Origin of the sequence: Clostridium sp. NSJ-145 (assembly GCF_021044725.1) — a bacterium.
GTDB classification, from domain to species: domain Bacteria; phylum Bacillota; class Clostridia; order Clostridiales; family Clostridiaceae; genus Clostridium; species Clostridium disporicum_B.
Genome location: NZ_JAJNOS010000011.1, coordinates 43,218 through 63,820 on the forward strand (window position 1 = coordinate 43,218; position 20,603 = coordinate 63,820).

At 27.6% G+C, this 20,603-nt stretch carries 21 protein-coding genes; 17 read left to right on the forward strand and 4 right to left on the reverse strand.

Features of this window, described 5'->3' with window-relative positions; translation table 11 throughout:
- Nucleotides 1-34: 34 nt before the first annotated feature.
- The gene (locus tag LQE93_RS10915; RefSeq protein ID WP_231073594.1) at nt 35-1,435 is read left to right on the forward strand and encodes a glycoside hydrolase family 1 protein; all 1,401 of its coding nucleotides are present in this window, start codon (nt 35-37) and stop codon (nt 1,433-1,435) included.
- Nucleotides 1,436-1,500: 65 nt separating this feature from the next.
- Here LQE93_RS10915 and LQE93_RS10920 read toward each other — a convergent pair whose 3' ends face one another.
- Entirely contained in the window at nt 1,501-1,779 is a 279-nt protein-coding gene (locus tag LQE93_RS10920; RefSeq protein WP_231073596.1) for a DUF4491 family protein, read from the reverse strand.
- 207 nt (nt 1,780-1,986) lie between these two features.
- Between LQE93_RS10920 and LQE93_RS10925 the strand changes: the two genes are divergently transcribed.
- Entirely contained in the window at nt 1,987-2,583 is a 597-nt protein-coding gene (locus LQE93_RS10925; RefSeq protein ID WP_186837685.1) for an ATP/GTP-binding protein, read from the forward strand.
- 491 nt (nt 2,584-3,074) lie between these two features.
- Nucleotides 3,075-3,830: a tyrosine-protein phosphatase gene (locus LQE93_RS10930; protein ID WP_231073598.1), complete on the forward strand. Its 756-nt coding sequence runs from the start codon at nt 3,075-3,077 to the stop codon at nt 3,828-3,830.
- A 149-nt stretch (nt 3,831-3,979) separates the two neighbouring features.
- Here LQE93_RS10930 and LQE93_RS10935 read toward each other — a convergent pair whose 3' ends face one another.
- Complete coding sequence (locus LQE93_RS10935) at nt 3,980-4,759, reverse strand: prolipoprotein diacylglyceryl transferase (RefSeq protein ID WP_231073600.1); 780 nt, start codon at nt 4,757-4,759, stop codon at nt 3,980-3,982.
- 93 nt (nt 4,760-4,852) lie between these two features.
- A complete protein-coding gene (locus LQE93_RS10940) occupies nt 4,853-5,098 on the reverse strand; it encodes a DUF4190 domain-containing protein (RefSeq protein WP_055268287.1) in 246 nt (81 codons plus the stop codon).
- 218 nt (nt 5,099-5,316) lie between these two features.
- On the opposite strand from LQE93_RS10940, the gene LQE93_RS10945 reads away from it, so the two are divergent.
- The gene (locus LQE93_RS10945) at nt 5,317-6,075 is read left to right on the forward strand and encodes a thioester domain-containing protein (RefSeq protein WP_231073601.1); all 759 of its coding nucleotides are present in this window, start codon (nt 5,317-5,319) and stop codon (nt 6,073-6,075) included.
- 18 nt (nt 6,076-6,093) lie between these two features.
- Here the strand turns inward: LQE93_RS10945 and LQE93_RS10950 are convergent, their stop codons facing one another.
- Nucleotides 6,094-6,759: a sigma-70 family RNA polymerase sigma factor gene (locus LQE93_RS10950; protein WP_231073603.1), complete on the reverse strand. Its 666-nt coding sequence runs from the start codon at nt 6,757-6,759 to the stop codon at nt 6,094-6,096.
- 288 nt (nt 6,760-7,047) lie between these two features.
- Here LQE93_RS10950 and LQE93_RS10955 point away from each other — a divergent pair, with 288 nt between their 5' ends.
- The 13 genes from LQE93_RS10955 to LQE93_RS11015 all read left to right on the forward strand — a co-directional run bounded on the left by LQE93_RS10955 (nt 7,048) and on the right by LQE93_RS11015 (nt 20,451).
- Nucleotides 7,048-7,287 (forward strand): hypothetical protein, encoded by a 240-nt coding sequence (locus tag LQE93_RS10955; protein WP_231073605.1) that lies wholly within the window; start codon nt 7,048-7,050, stop codon nt 7,285-7,287.
- A gap of 249 nt (nt 7,288-7,536) precedes the next feature.
- On the forward strand, nt 7,537-8,208 hold the full coding sequence (locus LQE93_RS10960) for a YveK family protein (RefSeq protein WP_231073607.1): 672 nt from the start codon (nt 7,537-7,539) through the stop codon (nt 8,206-8,208).
- A 34-nt stretch (nt 8,209-8,242) separates the two neighbouring features.
- Nucleotides 8,243-8,920, forward strand: coding sequence for a YveK family protein (locus LQE93_RS10965; RefSeq protein WP_186837691.1), 678 nt, complete (start codon nt 8,243-8,245; stop codon nt 8,918-8,920).
- Nucleotides 8,921-8,931: 11 nt separating this feature from the next.
- A complete protein-coding gene (locus tag LQE93_RS10970; protein ID WP_231073608.1) occupies nt 8,932-9,582 on the forward strand; it encodes a CpsD/CapB family tyrosine-protein kinase in 651 nt (216 codons plus the stop codon).
- A 506-nt stretch (nt 9,583-10,088) separates the two neighbouring features.
- The gene (locus LQE93_RS10975) at nt 10,089-10,745 is read left to right on the forward strand and encodes a sugar transferase (RefSeq protein WP_231073610.1); all 657 of its coding nucleotides are present in this window, start codon (nt 10,089-10,091) and stop codon (nt 10,743-10,745) included.
- 16 nt (nt 10,746-10,761) lie between these two features.
- The gene (wecB, locus tag LQE93_RS10980) at nt 10,762-11,901 is read left to right on the forward strand and encodes a non-hydrolyzing UDP-N-acetylglucosamine 2-epimerase (RefSeq protein WP_231073612.1); all 1,140 of its coding nucleotides are present in this window, start codon (nt 10,762-10,764) and stop codon (nt 11,899-11,901) included.
- A 1-nt stretch (nt 11,902) separates the two neighbouring features.
- A complete protein-coding gene (locus LQE93_RS10985; protein ID WP_231073614.1) occupies nt 11,903-13,132 on the forward strand; it encodes a nucleotide sugar dehydrogenase in 1,230 nt (409 codons plus the stop codon).
- Between the two features lie 63 nt (nt 13,133-13,195).
- Nucleotides 13,196-13,924, forward strand: coding sequence for a WecB/TagA/CpsF family glycosyltransferase (locus LQE93_RS10990; protein WP_231073615.1), 729 nt, complete (start codon nt 13,196-13,198; stop codon nt 13,922-13,924).
- 9 nt (nt 13,925-13,933) lie between these two features.
- Nucleotides 13,934-14,971, forward strand: coding sequence for a glycosyltransferase family 4 protein (locus tag LQE93_RS10995; protein WP_231073617.1), 1,038 nt, complete (start codon nt 13,934-13,936; stop codon nt 14,969-14,971).
- A gap of 50 nt (nt 14,972-15,021) precedes the next feature.
- A complete protein-coding gene (locus LQE93_RS11000; protein WP_231073619.1) occupies nt 15,022-16,173 on the forward strand; it encodes a glycosyltransferase in 1,152 nt (383 codons plus the stop codon).
- Nucleotides 16,174-16,191: 18 nt separating this feature from the next.
- Complete coding sequence (locus LQE93_RS11005; protein WP_231073621.1) at nt 16,192-17,424, forward strand: glycosyltransferase; 1,233 nt, start codon at nt 16,192-16,194, stop codon at nt 17,422-17,424.
- Between the two features lie 14 nt (nt 17,425-17,438).
- Nucleotides 17,439-19,196: a hypothetical protein gene (locus LQE93_RS11010; protein WP_231073623.1), complete on the forward strand. Its 1,758-nt coding sequence runs from the start codon at nt 17,439-17,441 to the stop codon at nt 19,194-19,196.
- On the forward strand, nt 19,174-20,451 hold the full coding sequence (locus tag LQE93_RS11015; protein WP_231073624.1) for an oligosaccharide flippase family protein: 1,278 nt from the start codon (nt 19,174-19,176) through the stop codon (nt 20,449-20,451). Before LQE93_RS11010 ends, LQE93_RS11015 begins: the two co-directional genes overlap by 23 nt.
- Nucleotides 20,452-20,603: the final 152 nt, after the last annotated feature.

Genomic DNA, 20,603 nt, shown 5'->3' on the forward strand with positions numbered 1-20,603 from the left:
ATATTAGCTAATTTATTGATGGAGGGAAGTTTTTATGAAAGATTGTAGATTACCAAAAGACTTTTTCTTTGGAGCAGCAATGTCTGGTCCGCAGACTGAAGGTTCTCATAACAAAGGTGGAAAGTTACCAAGCTTCTGGGACAGATATTCTGACTTAGAAATTAATAAGTTCCATAATAATGTTGGAAGTTATGTGGGAAATGATTTTTATAATAAATATGAAGATGATATAAAGATGTTAAAGTCTTTAAACTTTAATTCTTTTAGAACATCAATACAATGGTCTCGTTTTTTAGATAGAGATGGAAACATAAATCCTGAGGGAGCAGAATTTTATCATAGGGTAATAGATTGTGCTTTAGAAAATGGATTAGATATTTTTATTAATCTTTATCATTTTGATATGCCAGCTTACCTTTGTGATAGAGGTGGTTGGGAAAGTAGAGATGTTATAGAAGCTTATGCTAATTATGCTAGAAAAGCTTTTAAGGAATTTGGCTCTAAGGTTAAGCATTGGTTTACATTTAATGAGCCAATAGTTGAGCCAATGTGTACATTCCATCAAGCTTTATGGTATCCATATATAAGAGATGAAAAAAGAGCTATGACAGTACAATATCATATAACTTTAGCTCACTGTTTAGCTGTTAATGAGTTTAGATTAGCTCAAAAAGCAGGGGAATTATGCGAAGGAGCAAGGATAGGTTTAATAAACTGTTTTGCACCTCCATATACTAAGGAAAATCCATCAGCTGAAGATTTAGAAGCAGTTAGAATGGAAGATGGAATTCATAATAGATGGTGGTTAGATGTTGTAAGCAAGGGGGAATTACCTCAAGATGTACTTGATACATTAGAAGAGTACGGAATAGCTCCATATATTAGACCAGGAGATAAAGAAATAATATCCTTGGGTAAAGTTGATTGGTTAGGATTTAATTATTATCAACCAGCAAGAGTACAAGCTCCAGCTAAAAAGTTTGATGAAGAGGGAAATCCAATATTCTCAGACCCATATATCTGGCCAGATAGAAAGATGAATGTCCATAGAGGATGGGAGATATACCCTAAAGGAATCTATGATTTTGGAATGAAGATTAAAAATGAGTGTCCAGGCTTAGAATTCTTCATATCAGAAAATGGTATGGGAGTTGAAGGCGAAGCTAAATATGCAGATGAAAATGGAGTAATCCAAGATGATTATAGAATAGAGTTTGTTAAAGAACATCTTGAGTGGGTTGTAAAAGCTATTGAAGATGGAGCAAACTGCGTAGGATATCATTATTGGGGAGCTATAGACAACTGGTCTTGGATGAATGCATTTAAGAATAGATATGGATTTGTTTCAGTAGACCTTATGGATGGATATAAGAGAAAGAAAAAGAAATCAGCGGATTGGATTGCAAAGGTTGCTGAAACTAAAATAGTAGAATAATCAATATAAAAAACAGTGCTACATTTAAGTAGCGCTGTTTTTTATATATTAAAATAGTAGTTATATTATTTATGCTTTTTAGGATACCAGCCTTTTTTAACTCTTTCTTCTTGTTCAAATAATTCTTTTATGCTCCAAAGACAGCTAAAGCCTGTTACCCCTAATGAAGCAGTGAGTATAGAATTGTCAATGTAGAGTGATATTGCAAGAAATACAATTCCTACTACTAAGAAAATTGGCCAAATATTTTTAGAAAAGTGATATTCACCTTTTATTACTATAGGATGAAATAATCCTATTATGAGAAAAGAAACTAAACCAATAATAATACCATCAAAATTCAAGATATCCTCCAATTATAAATAATTTAATTAATAATATGAAGTGATGAGTTATATTATGACAAATGAGATGATAAAATATGATACTTTAATTGCTAATTATTACTTTTACCTTAAAGGTTGAAAAAGTCGAATTTTGTTGTTATAATTAAAATCTATTATAACGAATAATTGATTGAAATTTATTATAAATATTTGGAGGAGTTGCCAATGCCAGTAAGAATTGCAATCCTAGGGGGACCTAGATGTGGGAAGACAACACTAATTCAACAACTATATGTAGACTTAAAGATTAGAGATATAAATGTAGGTGTTGCTACAGAATATAGCACAGATTACTTAAGAGAAAAGGGAATGATTGAATCAATCTCTGAACAATACGGAATATATTTAGGTCAGTTACATTTAGAAAAAAGCTTAGATAGCTTTGATTATGCGGTAACTGACTATGCTACATTTGTACCATATATATATGGAAGATTAATGCTTGGAGATAAAGTTAGATCTAAGAAGGAAATCGAAATATTAAAAGATTTATATAGCTTAGCTTTAAGAGATTTACCACAATATGATTACATATTCTTCGTACCAAGAGAGTTTGGATATAAGAAAGACGGAGTAAGATGGCAAGATGAGGAAGTTGCTCAAGCTGTGGACAAGGCTATCTTAGGATTCTTAGATGCTGAAAATGTTAAATACTCAGTAATCAAAGGATCAACTAAGGAAAGATCAGAGCAAATCATGAAGATAGTTGGAATTAACAAAGAAGTAGTACAACCAGTAGCTATTGAAGAAGAAGCGATTTAGTCGACTACGTCGAGGGGAAAGGTCACCTGTGGTGAGGTGATGGTTTGACTTCGTCAAAGGTGAAAGGTCACCTGTGGTGAGGTGATGGTTTGACTTTGTCAAAGGTGAAGGGTCACCTGTGGTGAGGAGAAAGGTTTGCTTCGCAAAAGTGAAAGGTCACCTGCGGTGAGGGGAAAGGTTTTACTTCGTTAAAAGTGAAAGGTTGCCTTCGGCAAGGGGAAAGAATAGTATAGACTCAGTTGGATTTTTATCTGACTGAGTCTTTTTTATATGGGTCAGATTTATAGATAAATGCTATATAGAATAATATGTATAAATATAATAACTGAAAGCTATGATTCTGGATATTAAAATGATAATTGTATTTTAGTAACAGTTTGTACATAAAAATGCTATAGTTAAAATCATATATTATATTGTATAATGTTTAGTATATTAGATTATAAAATAGGTAATATTTAAGGATTTTTAAAGAGAGGGATATAGAAAGTATGATTGATATACACTCGCATATTATACCAGGAATTGATGATGGGGCAAAAAATGAGGAAATGGCATTGGAAATGTTAAGGATAGCTGAAAGATGTGGCACTAAAAAGATAGTGGCAACTCCTCATTTTATGAGAGGAAGATTTGCTTATGAGTATAGCGAAGTTACTGGAGAAGTAGATAAGCTTAGGAAGTTAGCTAAGGATAATAATATAAACATTGAGATATACCAAGGACAAGAGGTTTATTATGCAGACAGAATAATTAAATATTATGATGCAGGGATTATTGGTACAATTAATGGAACAAAATATATGTTAATTGAGTTGCCGATGTTAGAGTTTAATTTAGATGAAGTTATAGATAATTTATATGAGTTACAGCTAAAAGGGATAACCCCTATAATAGCTCATCCTGAAAGATATAGACCATTTATAAAGAAACCATCATTAATAAACAAGCTAATAAATGAGGGATGTTTATTCCAACTTAATGCTGGAAGTGTTACAGGTGGATTTGGTAAAGATGTTAAGAAAACAGCTGAAATTTATTTGATGAATAGAGTTTATAATTTTGTAGGTTCTGATGGGCATAGAGATAGTAAGAGAGATACTGATTTAACTAAATTTTTAAATATAGTAGAAAAAGAAGATATAAGTTTATTCAAAGAGTCTTCAGAAGCTATGTTAAATAATGAAGAGGTTGAGTTTGTAGGAAATACTATTAAAGAAAGAAAGAAGATATTAGGAATTTTTTAAGTTTGATATGATAAATGGGGCTGTCTATTTAGATAGATGGATTACAAAATAATAAAAGGACAGGTTATATACAGTTATATAACTTGTCCTTTCGTATCTATAAAATGAAAATTATAGTTTTAATTTGAGGTATATAAGATTACCATTAATTACCTTGCATTCGTTACCTTAGTACATAAACTTCTATTAAAAATTAGAATTATAATACTAATAATAAGTATAATTAAGCTAATCCATTGTGATGTTGATAGTATCCATATTCCACCTCTTGCTGAGTCGTATCGATAAAATTCTATAAAAAAACGAAGAATACTATATGAAATGAAGTAATATAAAATTAGTTTTATTGAGCCTCTATATTTTAATATTAAATAAAAGAATATCATGGCAAGTAAAAATAATGATATCGCTTCAACTAATTGTATTGGAAATAGCTTAACATCACATAATGTATAAGGTATATTATGATACTCGATATTGAAAGGACCGTCATAGGGAACTCCATAGCAACAACCGGATAGGTAGCATCCAATTCTTCCAAAACCATGGACTAATGGTATACAGAATATTAATTCTGATAAATATTTTAGTACATCTATTTTATGAATAATTTTAATCAGGTAAATTCCGAGTAGACCACCAATAAAGCCACCGTAAAATACAAAGCCACCTTTTATATATGGCTGAATATAATTCCAATCTAAAATTCTAGTAAAATCAATTTCTTTCCTACAAATAAATAAGTATAGCAATTTAGCTCCTAGCATTCCAAAAGCTAATCCGTATGTTTCAATGAGTATAAAATCGTCTAGGATTAAATTTCTTTTTTTTATTATAAAAAACGCAAAAACATTTCCTATAATTAATCCAATAAGTATCATAATACTATAAGATGGAATATTTATATTAAAAAAACTAAAATAATTCATATATATCTCCTTAAATAATGAAAAGGCTATCTCAAAATATAGTAACTTTAAAGTTTGAGATAGCCGTTTGAATATTAGTAATGATAATTTTTATTAGTACATTGCTCCTAGGCTTCCAACACATGCAACGCAAGCTACATAGAATATAAAGCATAAAACAGTTCCAATAATAGAACATACTAAACCAGCTGTTGCCATGCCTTTTTTTGATTCATCTTTTTTGCCATAAACACCTAATATGATTCCAACAATACCTATGATTCCACCAAAGAAATTAATTCCACCAAAGAAACTAAAGATAATGGAAACTATTCCGAGTACTAGAGAAGCTACTGCCATAAAATACTCCTTTCAAAAATTAATAAAAAGTTAGACATTTAAATATATAAGGTTAATTATTGAAATATTACATGTAATAGATTAAATTTTTATAAATTTTTAGAGAATACTAAATTTGAAAGAATAAGTAATAATTATATAAAAAATTCTAATACTATTAATAACTGTTAAGTAACACTAATAAAAGCTAATGATAAAAAAGTACAGAGGTGATAATTATGAAAGCTTTTAAATCTTTTCAGTTTAAAGTTATTATTTTAGTATTAGCATTTGTTTTATTAAGTACAACAGTGAGTGGATTTGCACTTAATAATGAAAATTATAGTGTAGCACCTGAAGGATTATTTATAAATACTGAAGATAATATAATAGGTAAATTCTATTATGATGATTTTGTTGTTAATGTTCAGAAGATAGTTTCAGCAGCAGGCCTTGGGTATTGTCTTGATTTAGATAAAGATTATCCTACTGGAGAGAGGTTTAAATCTGATGGACCGGCAAATGGTGATATAAATATTATACTATCAAATGGATATCCAAATAGAAGTGTTGAAGAGTTAGGTGTAAATGATGAAGATGAAGCTTATTTAGCTACTCAGGTTGCATTATGGACTTTGTTTGAAGGGTATAATGTGAAAAAGATTGATACTGGCAATGCTGAAGTTAATGCAGCTGCAAGAAATATATATAATAATGTAATAAATAATAAAAGATATGAATTAGAAAATGATACAATTCTTTATAGAACTAATGACAGCAATATTCAAGGTATTGTTATATACGTTAAACAACCGATAGAGATAAAACCAATACCACCTACAGAAGTAGTACCTCCTGTGGTAGTTCCACCAGAAGAAGTAATACCTCCAACAAATGATGAAAAACCAACAGTAGACAATAATAATAATAATACAACAGATGAAGGTACAGCTGGAGTTAACGATAATATTCAAAATGATGCTCCGCTTGGAAAGTAATAATAGATGTGAGCAACCTTATTGGAGATATGTTTTAAGTTTTTCTAGTGACTTTTTTAATTTTCTCCTAGTTATATGGTAGGTGAGATTATTTTCTTTACAGTATTTTAAAAGAGAATGAGATTTAGTTAGATAGATTGCATCTATTAAGGTAAGTTCTTCTTTTGAGAGAGTATTAAGAGCAGAGTGTATTCTTGAGGATTCATCAGATTTGATATAGTTTTCTTCAATATTAATAGGATCTTCGATAAGGTCAATTATTTCTACCAGCTCTTCATCGTTGCCCAAAATATTAAGACTTGATTCAGTATTTCTTTTAATATGGATTCTAGCAAGAGTACCAAATTTATTTCTTATAGAGTTAATAGTATATCCATCAAAGGCATTTAGATTTTTAGAAAGGTCAAATTTGTTTATGGCATTAAGAATTGCTATATTGCCTTCTTGATTTAGGTCAGATTTTTCATAATTCTTTAATTTATATATATTACTATATTTATCTACCAGGGGATAGTACTTATTAATTAAGGTAAGTATTGAACCCTGGTCTTTTTCTTTGGCTTTTTTTAGAGTTTCTACTAAATTTATTTCCTTTTTATAGTGAGAATTTACTTTAGGTGAGTTTTTAGATGATGTGAATTGATTATTCATATCAAGATTAGAGATGATATTAGATTTTTTCATAGATAAGAAAAAGCTCCTTTCAAATTTAGAATAGAAAACATATGTTCTAAATAAAGTATAACATATTTTGGTGATAATATGAAGAGATAAAGAAAAATATATGTTAATTTGGAAAAATATAAAAAGTGTAAGTATGTTTACTAAATTATCTCTATAAATTATAATTAGTCTGCATATGATAAAAAGTTTCTGAAAATAGTGAAATATAAAAATAAATTAAAGTGAATACCGGATTAATGTAAATGTATAAGGTTTTTCCGTGAAATTATAGAAGGAGGATGCAAATATATGAGGGAAGAATTGAAACTTTATAGATGTATTTTCTTAAAGGAGAATAAAAATTATATTATAGGTAAGGACATCTTTAATTCTAAAATATATTATATTAAAAAGAATAAAGAAACAGAAAATTTTAGGATTGGAACTGATAATTCTTTTTATGCTATAAAAGAAGAGTGTGGTAAATTATTTAAAAAAGTTATATTAAAGGTAGTTAATTATGATAGTGTTATAGAAACGGTTATGTAGTCAAATACATAATCGTTTTTTTATTAATAAAATAAGAGATGTAGTTTATTATAAAAATAAACTACATTTTTTTGGAATTAATTGAAATGTTTTAATATAGATTAAAAAAACATAAAAAATAACAAAAAGAGGATGTAAGAAAAATGTCGAATAATGTTTTCAAAATAATTATTAATTGATATAATTCTGTATGCAATCTATATGAATAGTGTTTTGATTTGGAAAAATAAAACAGCAAAGGGATGTTATATGAGGGAATTGAAGATTGAAAATATTATAAAAAGTTTAAAAGATAATATTAGATTAATTTTAATATCTACTTTAACCGTAACTTTAGTAACTGCAATTATAACTTTTTTCTTTATATCACCACAGTATGAAGCTACTACTAAGGTTTTTATAGGTAAAGAGAATTTTAAAAATGTATCTTCTGATTATACTAATGAAGAGATTACTTTGTATCAAAGATTGCTTAAGACTTATAGCGAGATTTTTAAGACAAAGAATCTCATGAGTAAAGCTATAAGCAATGTGGGTGAAGATGTGACTGTGGAAGAGGCTATGAGTAAATCAAGTGCAGTACCTATTTCAGATACTCAGATTCTTAAGTTAAAGTATGTAAGTGATAGTAAAGAAGAATCTTATAATATGATTTATGGATTAACAGAGGAATTTATGAAACTTTCAAAAACTCTTTATCCAAATGGGAATGTACATATTACTCAGCAACCAATAATTCCAGTAAATCCCATTGGGCCAAATAAGGTTATAAATATTTTAATTGGCCTAATTTTGGGACTAGCTATTGGTGTTGGAATAGCGCTATTTAAAGAATTTATGAACAACAGTTTTAATAGTAAGGACGAAATTGAAGAGAGTTTAGATATACCTTGTTTAGGTATGATTCCAAATATTAAGTAATGACATTATAAAATTTAAAATAGGAGTGAGTTTAATGGAAGAACAAGTGATAAGCATTGAAGAGATTTTTGAAGCTTTAAAGAAACGTTGGAAGATGATAGCTTTAATAACTATCTTGGCTACAGTTATAGCAGGGGTTTTTAGTTTCTTTATAATTGATCCAGTATACGAAGCAAGCACAAAACTTTTTGTTGGTAAAGAAGAAAATTCAACAGAAACATATAATAGCAATGATATAGCTATGTATCAAAAGCTATTAAAGACTTATTCAGAAACAATTAAGACTAGAGATTTATTAACAAGTGCAATTAAGGACTCGAAATATGACTTAGAAGTTGGAACTGTATCAAGTGCTTTAACAGTAGTGCCAGTTACAGATACTCAAATATTACAAATAAAGTATCAAAGTAAAGATCCGAAAGAAGCAGAAGTAATGCTTAAAGCTATTTCAAATAATTTTATAAAAACAGCTAAGGAGTTAGTACCAAATGGTAATGTTAGAGTAATAGAAGCTGTAGAAACTCCAAAGAACCCAGTAAGTCCAAATAAAGTTATGAATATAGCAATAGCTTTTCTTTTAGGATTAATGGTAAGTGTAGGTTTAGTATTCCTTCTTGAATACTTAGATAATACTTATAAAAATAAAGAACAGTTAGAAAAAGAATTAGAAATACCTGTACTTGGAATTATTCCAAATTTAGATGAAGTTTAGGAGGTAAAAGAATGTTTATAGTTGATAAAAAACCTAAATCTATAGCAGCGGAAGCTTATAGAACTCTTAGAACTAATATTCAATATTCTTCTTTTGATAAAGAATATAAGACTATAGTAGTTACAAGTTCAGAACCGGGTGAAGGAAAGAGTACAACTTCAGGAAATTTAGCATTAGCAATATCTCAAGGCGAAAGTAAAGTTCTTTTAATTGATTGTGATTTGAGAAAGCCTTCACTTCATAAATTATTTAGAATATCAAATAATTACGGTTTATCAGACCTTTTATTACATAGAAAGACTATGGAAGATGTAGCTGTTAAATATAATGAAGGATTAACGGTAGTACCAGCTGGTAAAATACCACCAAATCCTTCAGAAATGCTAGGTTCAAAAGCTATGGGGACTTTCTTAGATGAAATGAAAAAGCATTTTGATTACATAATAATGGATACACCTCCAATTGGTGCTGTAACAGATTCACAGGTACTTTCAACAAAGGTGGATGGGACAATCTTAGTTGTAAAAGCTGGACAAACGAAGAAAGATGTTGTTATGAACTCTGTTAATGCAATAAAGAAAGTTAATGGAAATATTATCGGAACTGTTCTTAATGGGGTAGAAAATAGTAAGAATAAATACTATTACTATTATGGGAATTAGTAGTTTCTGACTCGAAGGGAAAGTTTTGCTAGCACAAAAGCCAAAAAGTCAGCTACGCTAAGGGCAGTAGCTTTGGTTGGCAAAAGAGTTAAAGTAAAAATGTAGTTATGTTTAGCGGGGAAGTGACTATGTCAGGGGGAAGGTTTTGCTGGCGTAAAGGTCTAAAGCATAGCTATGCTGAGTGCGATAGTTTTGCTTCGCAAAAGAGGTAAAGTGAAAGGTTAGTTTGCAGTGAAAAATATTTACATAAAATTGAGTGATTAAAGATTCAAATTTAATTTTTACCATAGAATACACGGAATTTGGGTATTTGAAACTATACTTCTGATATTAGGAAGAGAGGTTTCATTTAAAACAAGTGCAGTAAGTTTGTTTTGGTATGTTTTAGATTCCGGTATTTGGGGGAATACCGGAATTTTTTATGGAGTTTTTTAGTTGTTTTAATTAATTTTATAGTGTTTTTTTGTTTTTGATTAATAAATATAAAAAGTTAGGGGTGCTATGTTATGGAGGAATTACAATATAGCGTTAATGAATGTGATATTGTACTGCAAAAGAGCAAAAACTATAAGTTTCTTAAAAGAGGTATAGATGTAATTGCTTCATTATGTGGATTAATTTTATTAAGCCCAATACTTTTAGTAACTATGGTTTTAATAAAGTTAGAATCTAAAGGTCCAGTAATATTTTCTCAAGAGCGTGTAGGGAGATATGGGAAGAAATTTAAAATGTACAAATTCAGATCAATGGTAGTAAATGCTGAAGAGTTAAAGAAAAATCTTGAAGCACAAAATGAAATGTCAGGACCAATGTTTAAAATGAAAGATGATCCTAGAGTTACTAAAGTTGGAAGATTTATTAGGAAGACAAGCTTAGATGAAATACCTCAGCTTGTAAATATTCTTAAAGGAGATATGAGTCTTGTTGGACCGAGACCGAGCTTGCCAAAAGAGGTTGAACAGTTTGAATCTTGGATGAATAAGAGACATGAAGTAAAACCAGGATTAACTTGTTATTGGCAAGTAAGCGGAAGAAATAACATTGATTTTGAAGAGTGGATGAAGCTTGATATTAAATATGTTGAAGAAAGAAGTTTATTAATAGATATTAAATTGATTTTAAAAACAGTGTTGGTGCTGTTTGGGGATAAAAATGCAAGTTAATAAAGGGAGATAAAATATGGAAAAGATAAAGGTTATGAGCGTATTTGGTACTAGACCAGAAGCAATTAAAATGGCTCCATTAGTAAAAGCTCTTGAAAAAGATGAAAGATTTGAATCTATTGTTTATGTAACAGCACAACATAGAGAGATGTTAGATTCAGTTTTGGAGATATTTGATATTAAACCACAATATGACTTAAATATAATGGCTCACGGTCAAACTATAATTGATATTTCTAATAAGGTACTAAAAGGAGTAGATGAAGTTATAAAGCAATGTACTCCACATATTGTATTAGTTCATGGAGATACATCAACTACTTTAAATGGAGCTTTAGCTGCCTTTTATAATAAAGTTCCAGTAGGGCATGTTGAAGCAGGATTAAGAAGTTATGATATATATTCACCATTTCCTGAAGAAGCTAATAGAAAATTAACTGGTGTTATAACTAATTTACATTTTGCGCCTACAAAGACTAATGAGAAAAACTTGCTTTCTGAAGGTGTAAATAAAGAAAAGATATATGTAACTGGAAATACAGTAATAGATGCATTATTAAGTGTTGTTAATGAAAATCATATATTTCAAGATAAAACTTTAAATAATATTGATTTTGAAAATAAAAAAGTTATATTACTTACTACTCATAGAAGAGAAAATTGGGGTGAACCAATGGAGAATATCTTTAAAGCTATGATTGAACTAATTAGTGGTAATGATGATGTAGAAGTAATATTCCCAATGCATAAAAATCCATCGATTAGAGAATTAGCACATAAATATTTTGATGAATATTTAGATAAAGTTCACTTAATAGAACCATTAGAATATGTTGAATTTACTAACTTAATGGCTAAGGTTTACTTAATAATGACTGATTCAGGTGGAATTCAAGAAGAAGCTCCAGCATTAGGAAAGCCAGTTATGGTTTTAAGAACAGAAACGGAAAGACCGGAAGCAGTTGAAGCAGGAACTGTTAAGTTAGCAGGGATTAATAAAGAAACAATAATTAATATAGCAAATGAATTAATAAATAATGAAGAAACATATAAAACCATGGCACAAGCAACTAATCCATACGGGGATGGGAGAGCATGTGGCAGAATTTTAGAAATAATAGAAGAAAATTTTAATTTTATTGGAGGGGGAAAATAGAGTGGGCAAATTAAATATTATAGGATTAGGTTACATAGGACTACCTACAAGTTTAATGTTTGCAGCTAATGGAGTTGAAGTAGTAGGGACTGATTTAAATGAAAAATTAGTTGATACTTTAAATAGAGGAGAATTAACTTTTGAAGAAGAAGGCTTAGAAGAAGTTTTTAGAACTGCTTTAGATAAAGGTATTACATTTAAAAAGGAATATGAGAGAACTAATAGATACATAATTACAGTACCAACTCCATATATAGCTGACTCAAAAAAGATAGACGCTAAGTATGTTATTGCAGCAACTAAGCAAGTACTAAAAGTTTGTGAACCAAATACGATTTTAGTCATCGAATCAACAATTTCACCAGGAACAATTGATAGATTTGTTAGACCGATAATTGAAGAGTCTGGATTTAAAATTGGACAAGATATTCATTTAGTTCACGCTCCGGAAAGAATAATACCAGGAAAAATGGTTTATGAATTAGAGCATAACTCAAGAACAATAGGCGCTGACTCAAGAGAAGTTGGAGAAGAAGTTAAATCTTGGTATGAAAGTTTCTGTAAAAATGAAATAGTTGTTACTGATATAAAAACTGCTGAAATGAGTAAAGTTGTAGAAAATACATTTAGAGATATTAATATAGCATTTGCTAATGAGTTAGCTAAGATGTGTGATAAAGAAGGTATGGATGTATATGAACTTATAAGAATAGCTAATAAGCACCCTAGAGTTAATATATTAACTCCGGGACCAGGAGTTGGAGGACATTGTATATCAGTTGACCCATGGTTCTTAGTTGGTGATTATCCTGATATAGTTAATGTTGTACTAGGTGCTAGAGAAGTTAATGATGCTATGCCACAATATGTATTTGATAAAATACATAAAATAATGAAGGAAAATAATGTTAAAGATTATTCAAAGGTTGGATTATATGGATTAACATATAAAGAAAATGTTGATGATATGAGAGAAAGTCCAACATTACAATTATTGGATATATTTGAAAAGTATAATATAGATACAGTTAAAATATATGATCCATTTATAAAAGAAAAGAAATTTGAAAATCAAGTTATGAATTTAGATGATTTCTTAAGTGATACTGAATTAGTAGTAGTTTTAGTAAATCATGATGAGATTAGAAACAATCAAGAGTTAATAAATGGAAAGATAGTTTATGATACAAGAAATGTAATTCATTCAGGTAAAAAAGTTTATAGAATATAAAATAAAAAATGTTAGGTTACAATTTTTGTAACCTAACATTTTATAAGAAAAGGATAGAATTTAATGAGCAAAAGAGTTAAGTTTTTAAATACATTTGTTGATGCATTAACTATGGATGAAACATTAGATCAAATACAAAAATATATAGAAAGTAAAGAATGCGTACAGCATGTTGTAATTAATGCAAGTAAAGTTAATTTAATGCAGGAAAATGAAGAGCTAACTAAAATAATTAATGAATGTCCTTTAATTAATGCAGATGGGCAATCTATAGTATGGGGATCAAAATTCTTAGGGAATCCGTTACCAGAAAGAGTTGCAGGAATAGATATATTTACAGAATTGGTTAAAGTATCGGCTGAAAAAGGATATAGACCGTATTTTTTTGGAGCTAAGCAAGAAGTTGTAGAAGAAGTAGTAAAAATATTTAAGGAAAAGTATCCTACATTAAATGTTGCAGGATATAGAAATGGGTATTTTAAAGAGGAAGAATCTAAGAATATTGCAGAAGAAATTAGAAATTCAGATGCAGATATATTATTTGTAGCATTTAGTTCTCCAATGAAAGAATTTTGGATAAGAGAACATATGGATATTATGAGAGTTCCATTTGCCATGGGGGTTGGTGGTAGTTTTGATGTTATTGCAGGTAAAACAACAAGAGCACCGAAATGGATGCAAAGGTGTGGACTGGAATGGTTTCATAGATTTATTCAAGAACCAAAAAGAATGTTTAAAAGATATATAATCGGAAATTTAAAATTTCTTAAATTAGTTTTAAATAGTAGGTAGGTAATTTACATGAATGTATTAATGTTAGGGCCAAGTAAAGATTCTATGGGTGGAATTTCAACAGTTATTAAAAATTTTTATGAGAATTTTAAATTTGATGATATAAACATAATTTATATGGCAACCTGGAAAGAAGGAAAATTAAGAGAAAGACTTATTTTCACAATATCAATTATATTGAAAATAATAAAGATTATAATTAAAGAAAAAATAGATATATTACATATACATGTAGCTCAGGATGGAAGTTTTTATAGAAAATCTTTAATTATTATTATAGCTAAGTTATTTAGAAAAAAAGTATTATTACATATACATGCCTCGCAATTCGATAAATTTTATGAAAAAAGTAATATTATTATTAGAATTTATATTAAATTTATTTTAAGTTTACCAAATAAGTTAATTGTATTGAGCCAGCAATGGGAAGAATTTTACAAAAAAATTACTAATAATAAAATAGTGGTAATAAATAATGCTGTATCAATTGATGAATATAAATACAATGAAAATGGTGAAATTATTTGCTTTTTTGGAAGATTAGGCAAAAGAAAAGGTATATATGATCTTTTAAAAGTAGTAGATAATATTTTGGAAAAACACAAAAATATTCAATTATATTTATGTGGTGATGGAGAAATTGAAAATGTAAAAAGAATAATATTAGAAAAAAAACTAGAAAATAGGATTATTGTTACAGGATGGATCAATAAAGAAGAGAAAGAAGAAATATTAAATAATTCTATTATCAATATTCTACCGTCATATAATGAAGGTATGCCAATGGCAATTTTAGAAACTATGGCAAGAGGAATCCCTAATATATCTACGAATATAGGAGGAATCCCTAATGTTATAAAACATAATTACAATGGAATGCTAATATCACCAGGGGATTTAGAAGAGTTATCCAAAATTATAGATTATTTAATTTCAAATAAACAAATAAGAACTGAACTAAGTAAGAATGCTTATAATACAATAAAATGTAAGTTTAGCATTGATAATTATAACAATAACTTTAGAAATGTATATAAATCAATTTGATTACGCAAAAGAATTACATAATTATTTAATATAAAAACAATGGAGGTAAAATGAATTTACTATTTTTTTCACATGTAAGAGAAGATTTACCAAAGGGAATTGGCACATCAAAAAAAATTATTGCTCAATGTAAAGCTTTGAGTAATCTGGGATACAATGTATTTTATACATTCGAAAATAAGAACGGATTTATCATTTATGATATAGATAATAATATTATAGATAAAATTAATATTACAAATAAAATTAAATTTAGAATAGACAAATATAAATTTATAGAAAAATGGTGTAAATTAAACAATATAAATATTTTGTATTCAAGATATAATTATTTTGATACACAAACATATAGGTTATTTAAAAATTTAAAAAAAATAAAAGTTAAGATTATTTTAGAAATTCCAACATATCCATATAGAAAAGAACAAGTATTAGCTAATAAAGATATTTTAAATGAAAAAAAATATCTTAAATATATAATAAAAAGAGCGTTATTAATTGATGAGGATTTAAATATAAAAAGAGCTTATAAAGTACTTGATTTAATTGTTACATATAATCCGGTAAGTAAAAGACTATGGGGAGTAAATGCAATAGAAGTTGATAATGGTGTAGATTTAAAATCTATTCCAGTAAGGAACCATAAAAGTAGCAATGAAAAAGTTATATTTATGATAGTTGCAAATTTAAGTCCATGGCATGGCATAGATAGGTTTATAGAAGGTTTAAGGGAATATGATACGACTTTGAACATAAAGCCTGAATTATGGATAGTAGGAAGTGGAACAGAACTAGAAGAGTTAAAGAAATTAGTTGATAAATATAATTTAAAAGATAGTGTTAAGTTCTTAGGAACAAAAGTAGGTAATGAACTAGAAGATATAAAGTCTAAGGCTGATATTGGAGTAGCCTCATTAGGGCTCTATAGACTTGGACTTTCGAAAGTATCAACACTTAAAGAGAAAGAATACTGTGCATCAGGATTACCATTTATATATGCTTATGAAGAAAAAGAACTGAGTTCAGATTGTGAATTTGCGCTACAGTTTAAAAATGATAATTCTCCTATAGATATAAATAAAGCTATCGATTTTGCTATAAAAGTAAGAAATGATACTAACTTACATAAAAATATGAGAAATTTAGCTGCAGAAAAATATAGTTGGGATTCAATAATGAAATATATTTTAGATAAACTATAGAAAATAGGGGATTTAGTTATGAAAGATATAATGCTATTTACAAGTGAATTTCCATTTGGGTCAAAAGAAACTTACTTATTAAATGAGATAGAAGCATGTGAATGTATTAATAATATTTATATTGTACCTTTATTTACTACTATGAATAAAAAAAGAGAGATAAATAACGATAAAGTTAATATAAAAACTATTGAATTTGAAGATATCAAATTAAACAAGTTATTTAAACAATATTTAACTTTTTTTTGTGATAAGGATATTTGGAGAGAAATAAATTATATCTTAAAATCGAAAAAGAATGTTATCAAAAAAATTAAGAAAATGATATGGTTTTGGAGTAGAACTATAAAATTATATGTTCAAATAGAAGATTACATTGATAAAAGTCAAATAGATTTAACACAATTAGTGATTTATTCGTACTGGATGGCAGAGCATGCATATATAGCTTCAAAATTAAGTAGTAGATTTAAAGAAATAAAGATAATTTCTAGATGTCATGGATATGACTTATATGAATATAGAAGCGAATTAGGCTATATACCATTTAGAAATCAAATTTTTAATAATACTGATTATATATTGCCTATATGCAAAAATGGATATGACTATATTGTATCTAGGTATAGAGATATAGATAGAAATAAGTTAAAGATATCATTTTTAGGAACAAAGGATTATGGATATAATTTAAGAATTCAAGATGATAAATTTAAAATAGTAAGCTGTTCAAATATAGTAGACGTAAAAAGAATAGATTTAATAGTAAAATCCTTAATGTATATTACAGACTTCGAAGTGGAATGGACACATTATGGAGATGGAAAAAATAAAGAAGAGATACTAGAGTTGTGTAAAATACTTCCAGATAATATAAGATATATATTTAAGGGGCAAGTCGATAATGAAGAAATACTAAAGCAATATGAAATTCAGAATTTTGATTTATTTATAAATGTTAGTTTAGCAGAAGGCTTACCAGTATCAATTATGGAAGCTCAATCAAAAGGCATTGTAGTAATAGCTACTGATGTTGGAGGTACATCTGAAATAATTACAGATAAGTTTAATGGCTTTTTATTAGACAAGAACTTTAAAGAGGAAGAATTGGCTGAAATTCTAATTAAATATAAAGAGCTACCAGATGAAGAGAAAATTATTATGAAAAAAAGATCTAGACAAATATGGAGCAAAAATTTTGATGCATCAATTAATTATAGATGCTTTTTTAAGTGGATAGATGAGATTTAAATAGGAGGAAGATTATGCCTGGATTTTGTATAAGTAATTTAAGTAATAGGATAGTACTAAACAATTATAATAATCAAAATTGTATTCAAGATAATTTAGAGTATAGTAAATGGCATATAAGAAGAAATGTTTTGAAAAAATTCTTAGATGATAAAGTGTTTTTTCAAAATAATAAAATTATAGTTATCATAGACGGTATTATATTAAATAAATCAGAACTATTAAGTAGATATAATTGTAATACTTTAGATAAATTAGTAGAGATTATTTCTAAAGAAGATAAGACATTTTTTTCACAGTTTGAAGGTAGCTTTTCAGGGGCAATTTACTACAAGGATGATAATGAATGGTATATTTTCACATCACCTTTAGGAGAAAAAGCAATATATTATTATCAAAAAAATAATAAGTATATAATTGGCTCGCAGTTAAATTATATTACAGATACATTAAAAGTTAATAATGTAAAAATATCACTAAATGAAGAATCGCTAAGTCAATTTATGGCTTATGGTTATTTTTTAGATAAGTCTACAAGTATTAAAGAAATATTAAGGTTATATCCTGGTGAATATATTAAAATATCTAATGATTCTTCTAGTATACATAAATATTTTATTTGTGATTACGAGCAAAAGGAGATAAGCATAGATGACGCTATAGAAAATTTAGATAGAAGCTTTAAAAATTCATTAAAAAAGATATTTAATAAAAATAAAGAGTATAATTTTATCAACTTATTAGATGTTAGTGGTGGATTAGATAGTAGAATGATTTGCTATTCAGCTAAAGAATTAAATGAAGAAAATGTATTACTAGATTGTTATTCACAATCAGGTGCGAAGGATGATATTATCTCTAAAAAAATAGCAAAGAATTTGAATTATGATTATGTATTTAGATCAATTGATAATGCTAAGTGCATGTTAAATATAGATGAGAATATTTTAATGAATAATGGTGCAACAGTATATTATGGAATTACTGGTGGTAAGGATATGTTAGAAATGATGAATCCTTATATTTATGGGGTTGAAACAACTGGATTGTTAGGAGATATCTATGACGGAAGCATGGTAATTGATAGATGTGATGGTCAGCCTGATAATAATTACTTAAGATTTAGATATTCTAACACTTTGGAATATGGAAAAGATTTTACAGTAGACTTAAGTATAGCAAATAGGTTTAAGAAATATAGAAATGAGCTATATTGGTTTTATACTAGAGGTATGATATTTGGAATGACATCATATTTTATAAGACAAAATTTCACAGAAGTTGCAACTCCTTTTGGAGATAAAGAATTTTTAAAGAATTATTTGAGTATCCCTTGGGAGATGAGAGTTAAGCAGCATACTTTACGTAGATGGTTAATAAAGAAATACCCTAATGCTGCAAAGATTAAATATGGTAATACAGGAGTTTCTGTAAATTCATCTATTAAATTTTATGGTGAGTTTTTAAGAAAATATAATAGATTGAAATTTAAGGTGAAAAGAAAATTTAAAAAAGAACCAATAAACATGTCAGATGTACAATATTGGTATGATAATAATAAAGAGTTTAATACTTATATAAATAATTATTGCAAAGAAAACTATAAGTTATGCGTAGGATTTTCTAAAATTGAAAGAAATATAAATAAATTATTAGAATCAGGAAAAGTTGTTGATAAATTAATAGTAGTAAGTGTTTTATCAAGTATTAAATGTTTTTATTATGAATTGGAGGAAAAAAATAAAGTAAATGAATCAAAAAATAATAGATAAAATTCAAAGCTTACATAAGAAAGGTTTTTTTTATATATTTGGAAGTGGAGTTTTGAATAAGATTATAGGTTTTATGAGTAGTGCAATATTAGTTAGAATTATAACTAAAGAAGAGTATGGAGTTTTCACATATGCTTGGAATATTTTTAGCTTTATATTACTACTGAATGGCTTTGGAATTAGCTATGGGATTCTACAAATATGTAGTGAGAAAAGTGAAGATTATGATTTAAATTATAAAATATTTAAATGGGGACAAAAATTTGGAATAAGTATTGATATGATAATAGCAATTCTAATAATATGCATAGCATTATTTATACCTTTACCAATACATAATGCTAATTATGTATTAGGATTACTATGTATTATGCCTATATTTATTTTAATATTTGAAATGCAATCTTCTTATTTGCGTGCAAATAAACTTTCCATAGAATTTTCTAAAATATCTATGTTGAATACATTTCTGATATTTTTATTTTCCGTAATAGGAGCGTACATATTTAAAGAGTTTGGACTTATTTATGGAAGATATATAGCATATTTTATAACTATTATATATAGTGCTAAATTTATAAAAAAAGGTACTGATAGAGTAAAAGAGCTTGATATAAATACTAAGTTGAAAAATGAAATAAAGAACATTTCATTTACCAGTATGATTAATTCAGGATTATCACAAGTATTATATTTATTTGATATTTTTGTAATTGGATTAGTTATTTCTAGTGAATCTACAATTGCATCATATAAAATTGCAACTATGATTCCTTCGGCATTAAGCTTTATTCCATTATCATTGGTTACATTTATATATCCATATTTTGCACAAAAGTATAAGGATAAAAAATGGTGCCTAAGTAAGTATAATATGTTAACACTTTATTTTGGAATATTCAACTTAATAATATCAGCAGTATTATTTGTATTTGCACCATGGATTATTACTATATTATTTGGACCGGAGTATTTAGATGCTATAACTTCATTTAGGATATTGACTGTAAGTTATTTCTTTTCTGGAACTTTTAGAGTAATAGCAGGTAATATTTTAGTAACACAAAAAGAGTTGAAATTTAATATGTTTGTTGCTATTTTTTCAGGTTTAGTAAATATAGTAGTTGATTTTTATTTTATAAAACTATGGGGGGCAAATGGAGCAGCAATAGCAACATTATTAGTTGTCATATTAACAAGTATTTTGAATGTTGCATATTTAATTTATAGATTGAAAGCCAAAGGTGATAGATAAATGAAAAGTATAAAAATTTCAATTGTTCATTTGATGTTATGTTTATATTTTTTTATATTATTTTTTATTCCATATTATACGACTTATAGTAATTCATATAGTGAAGCCTTTATTTTATCTAGCTTTGTTCTAATGATATGTAACATACTTCT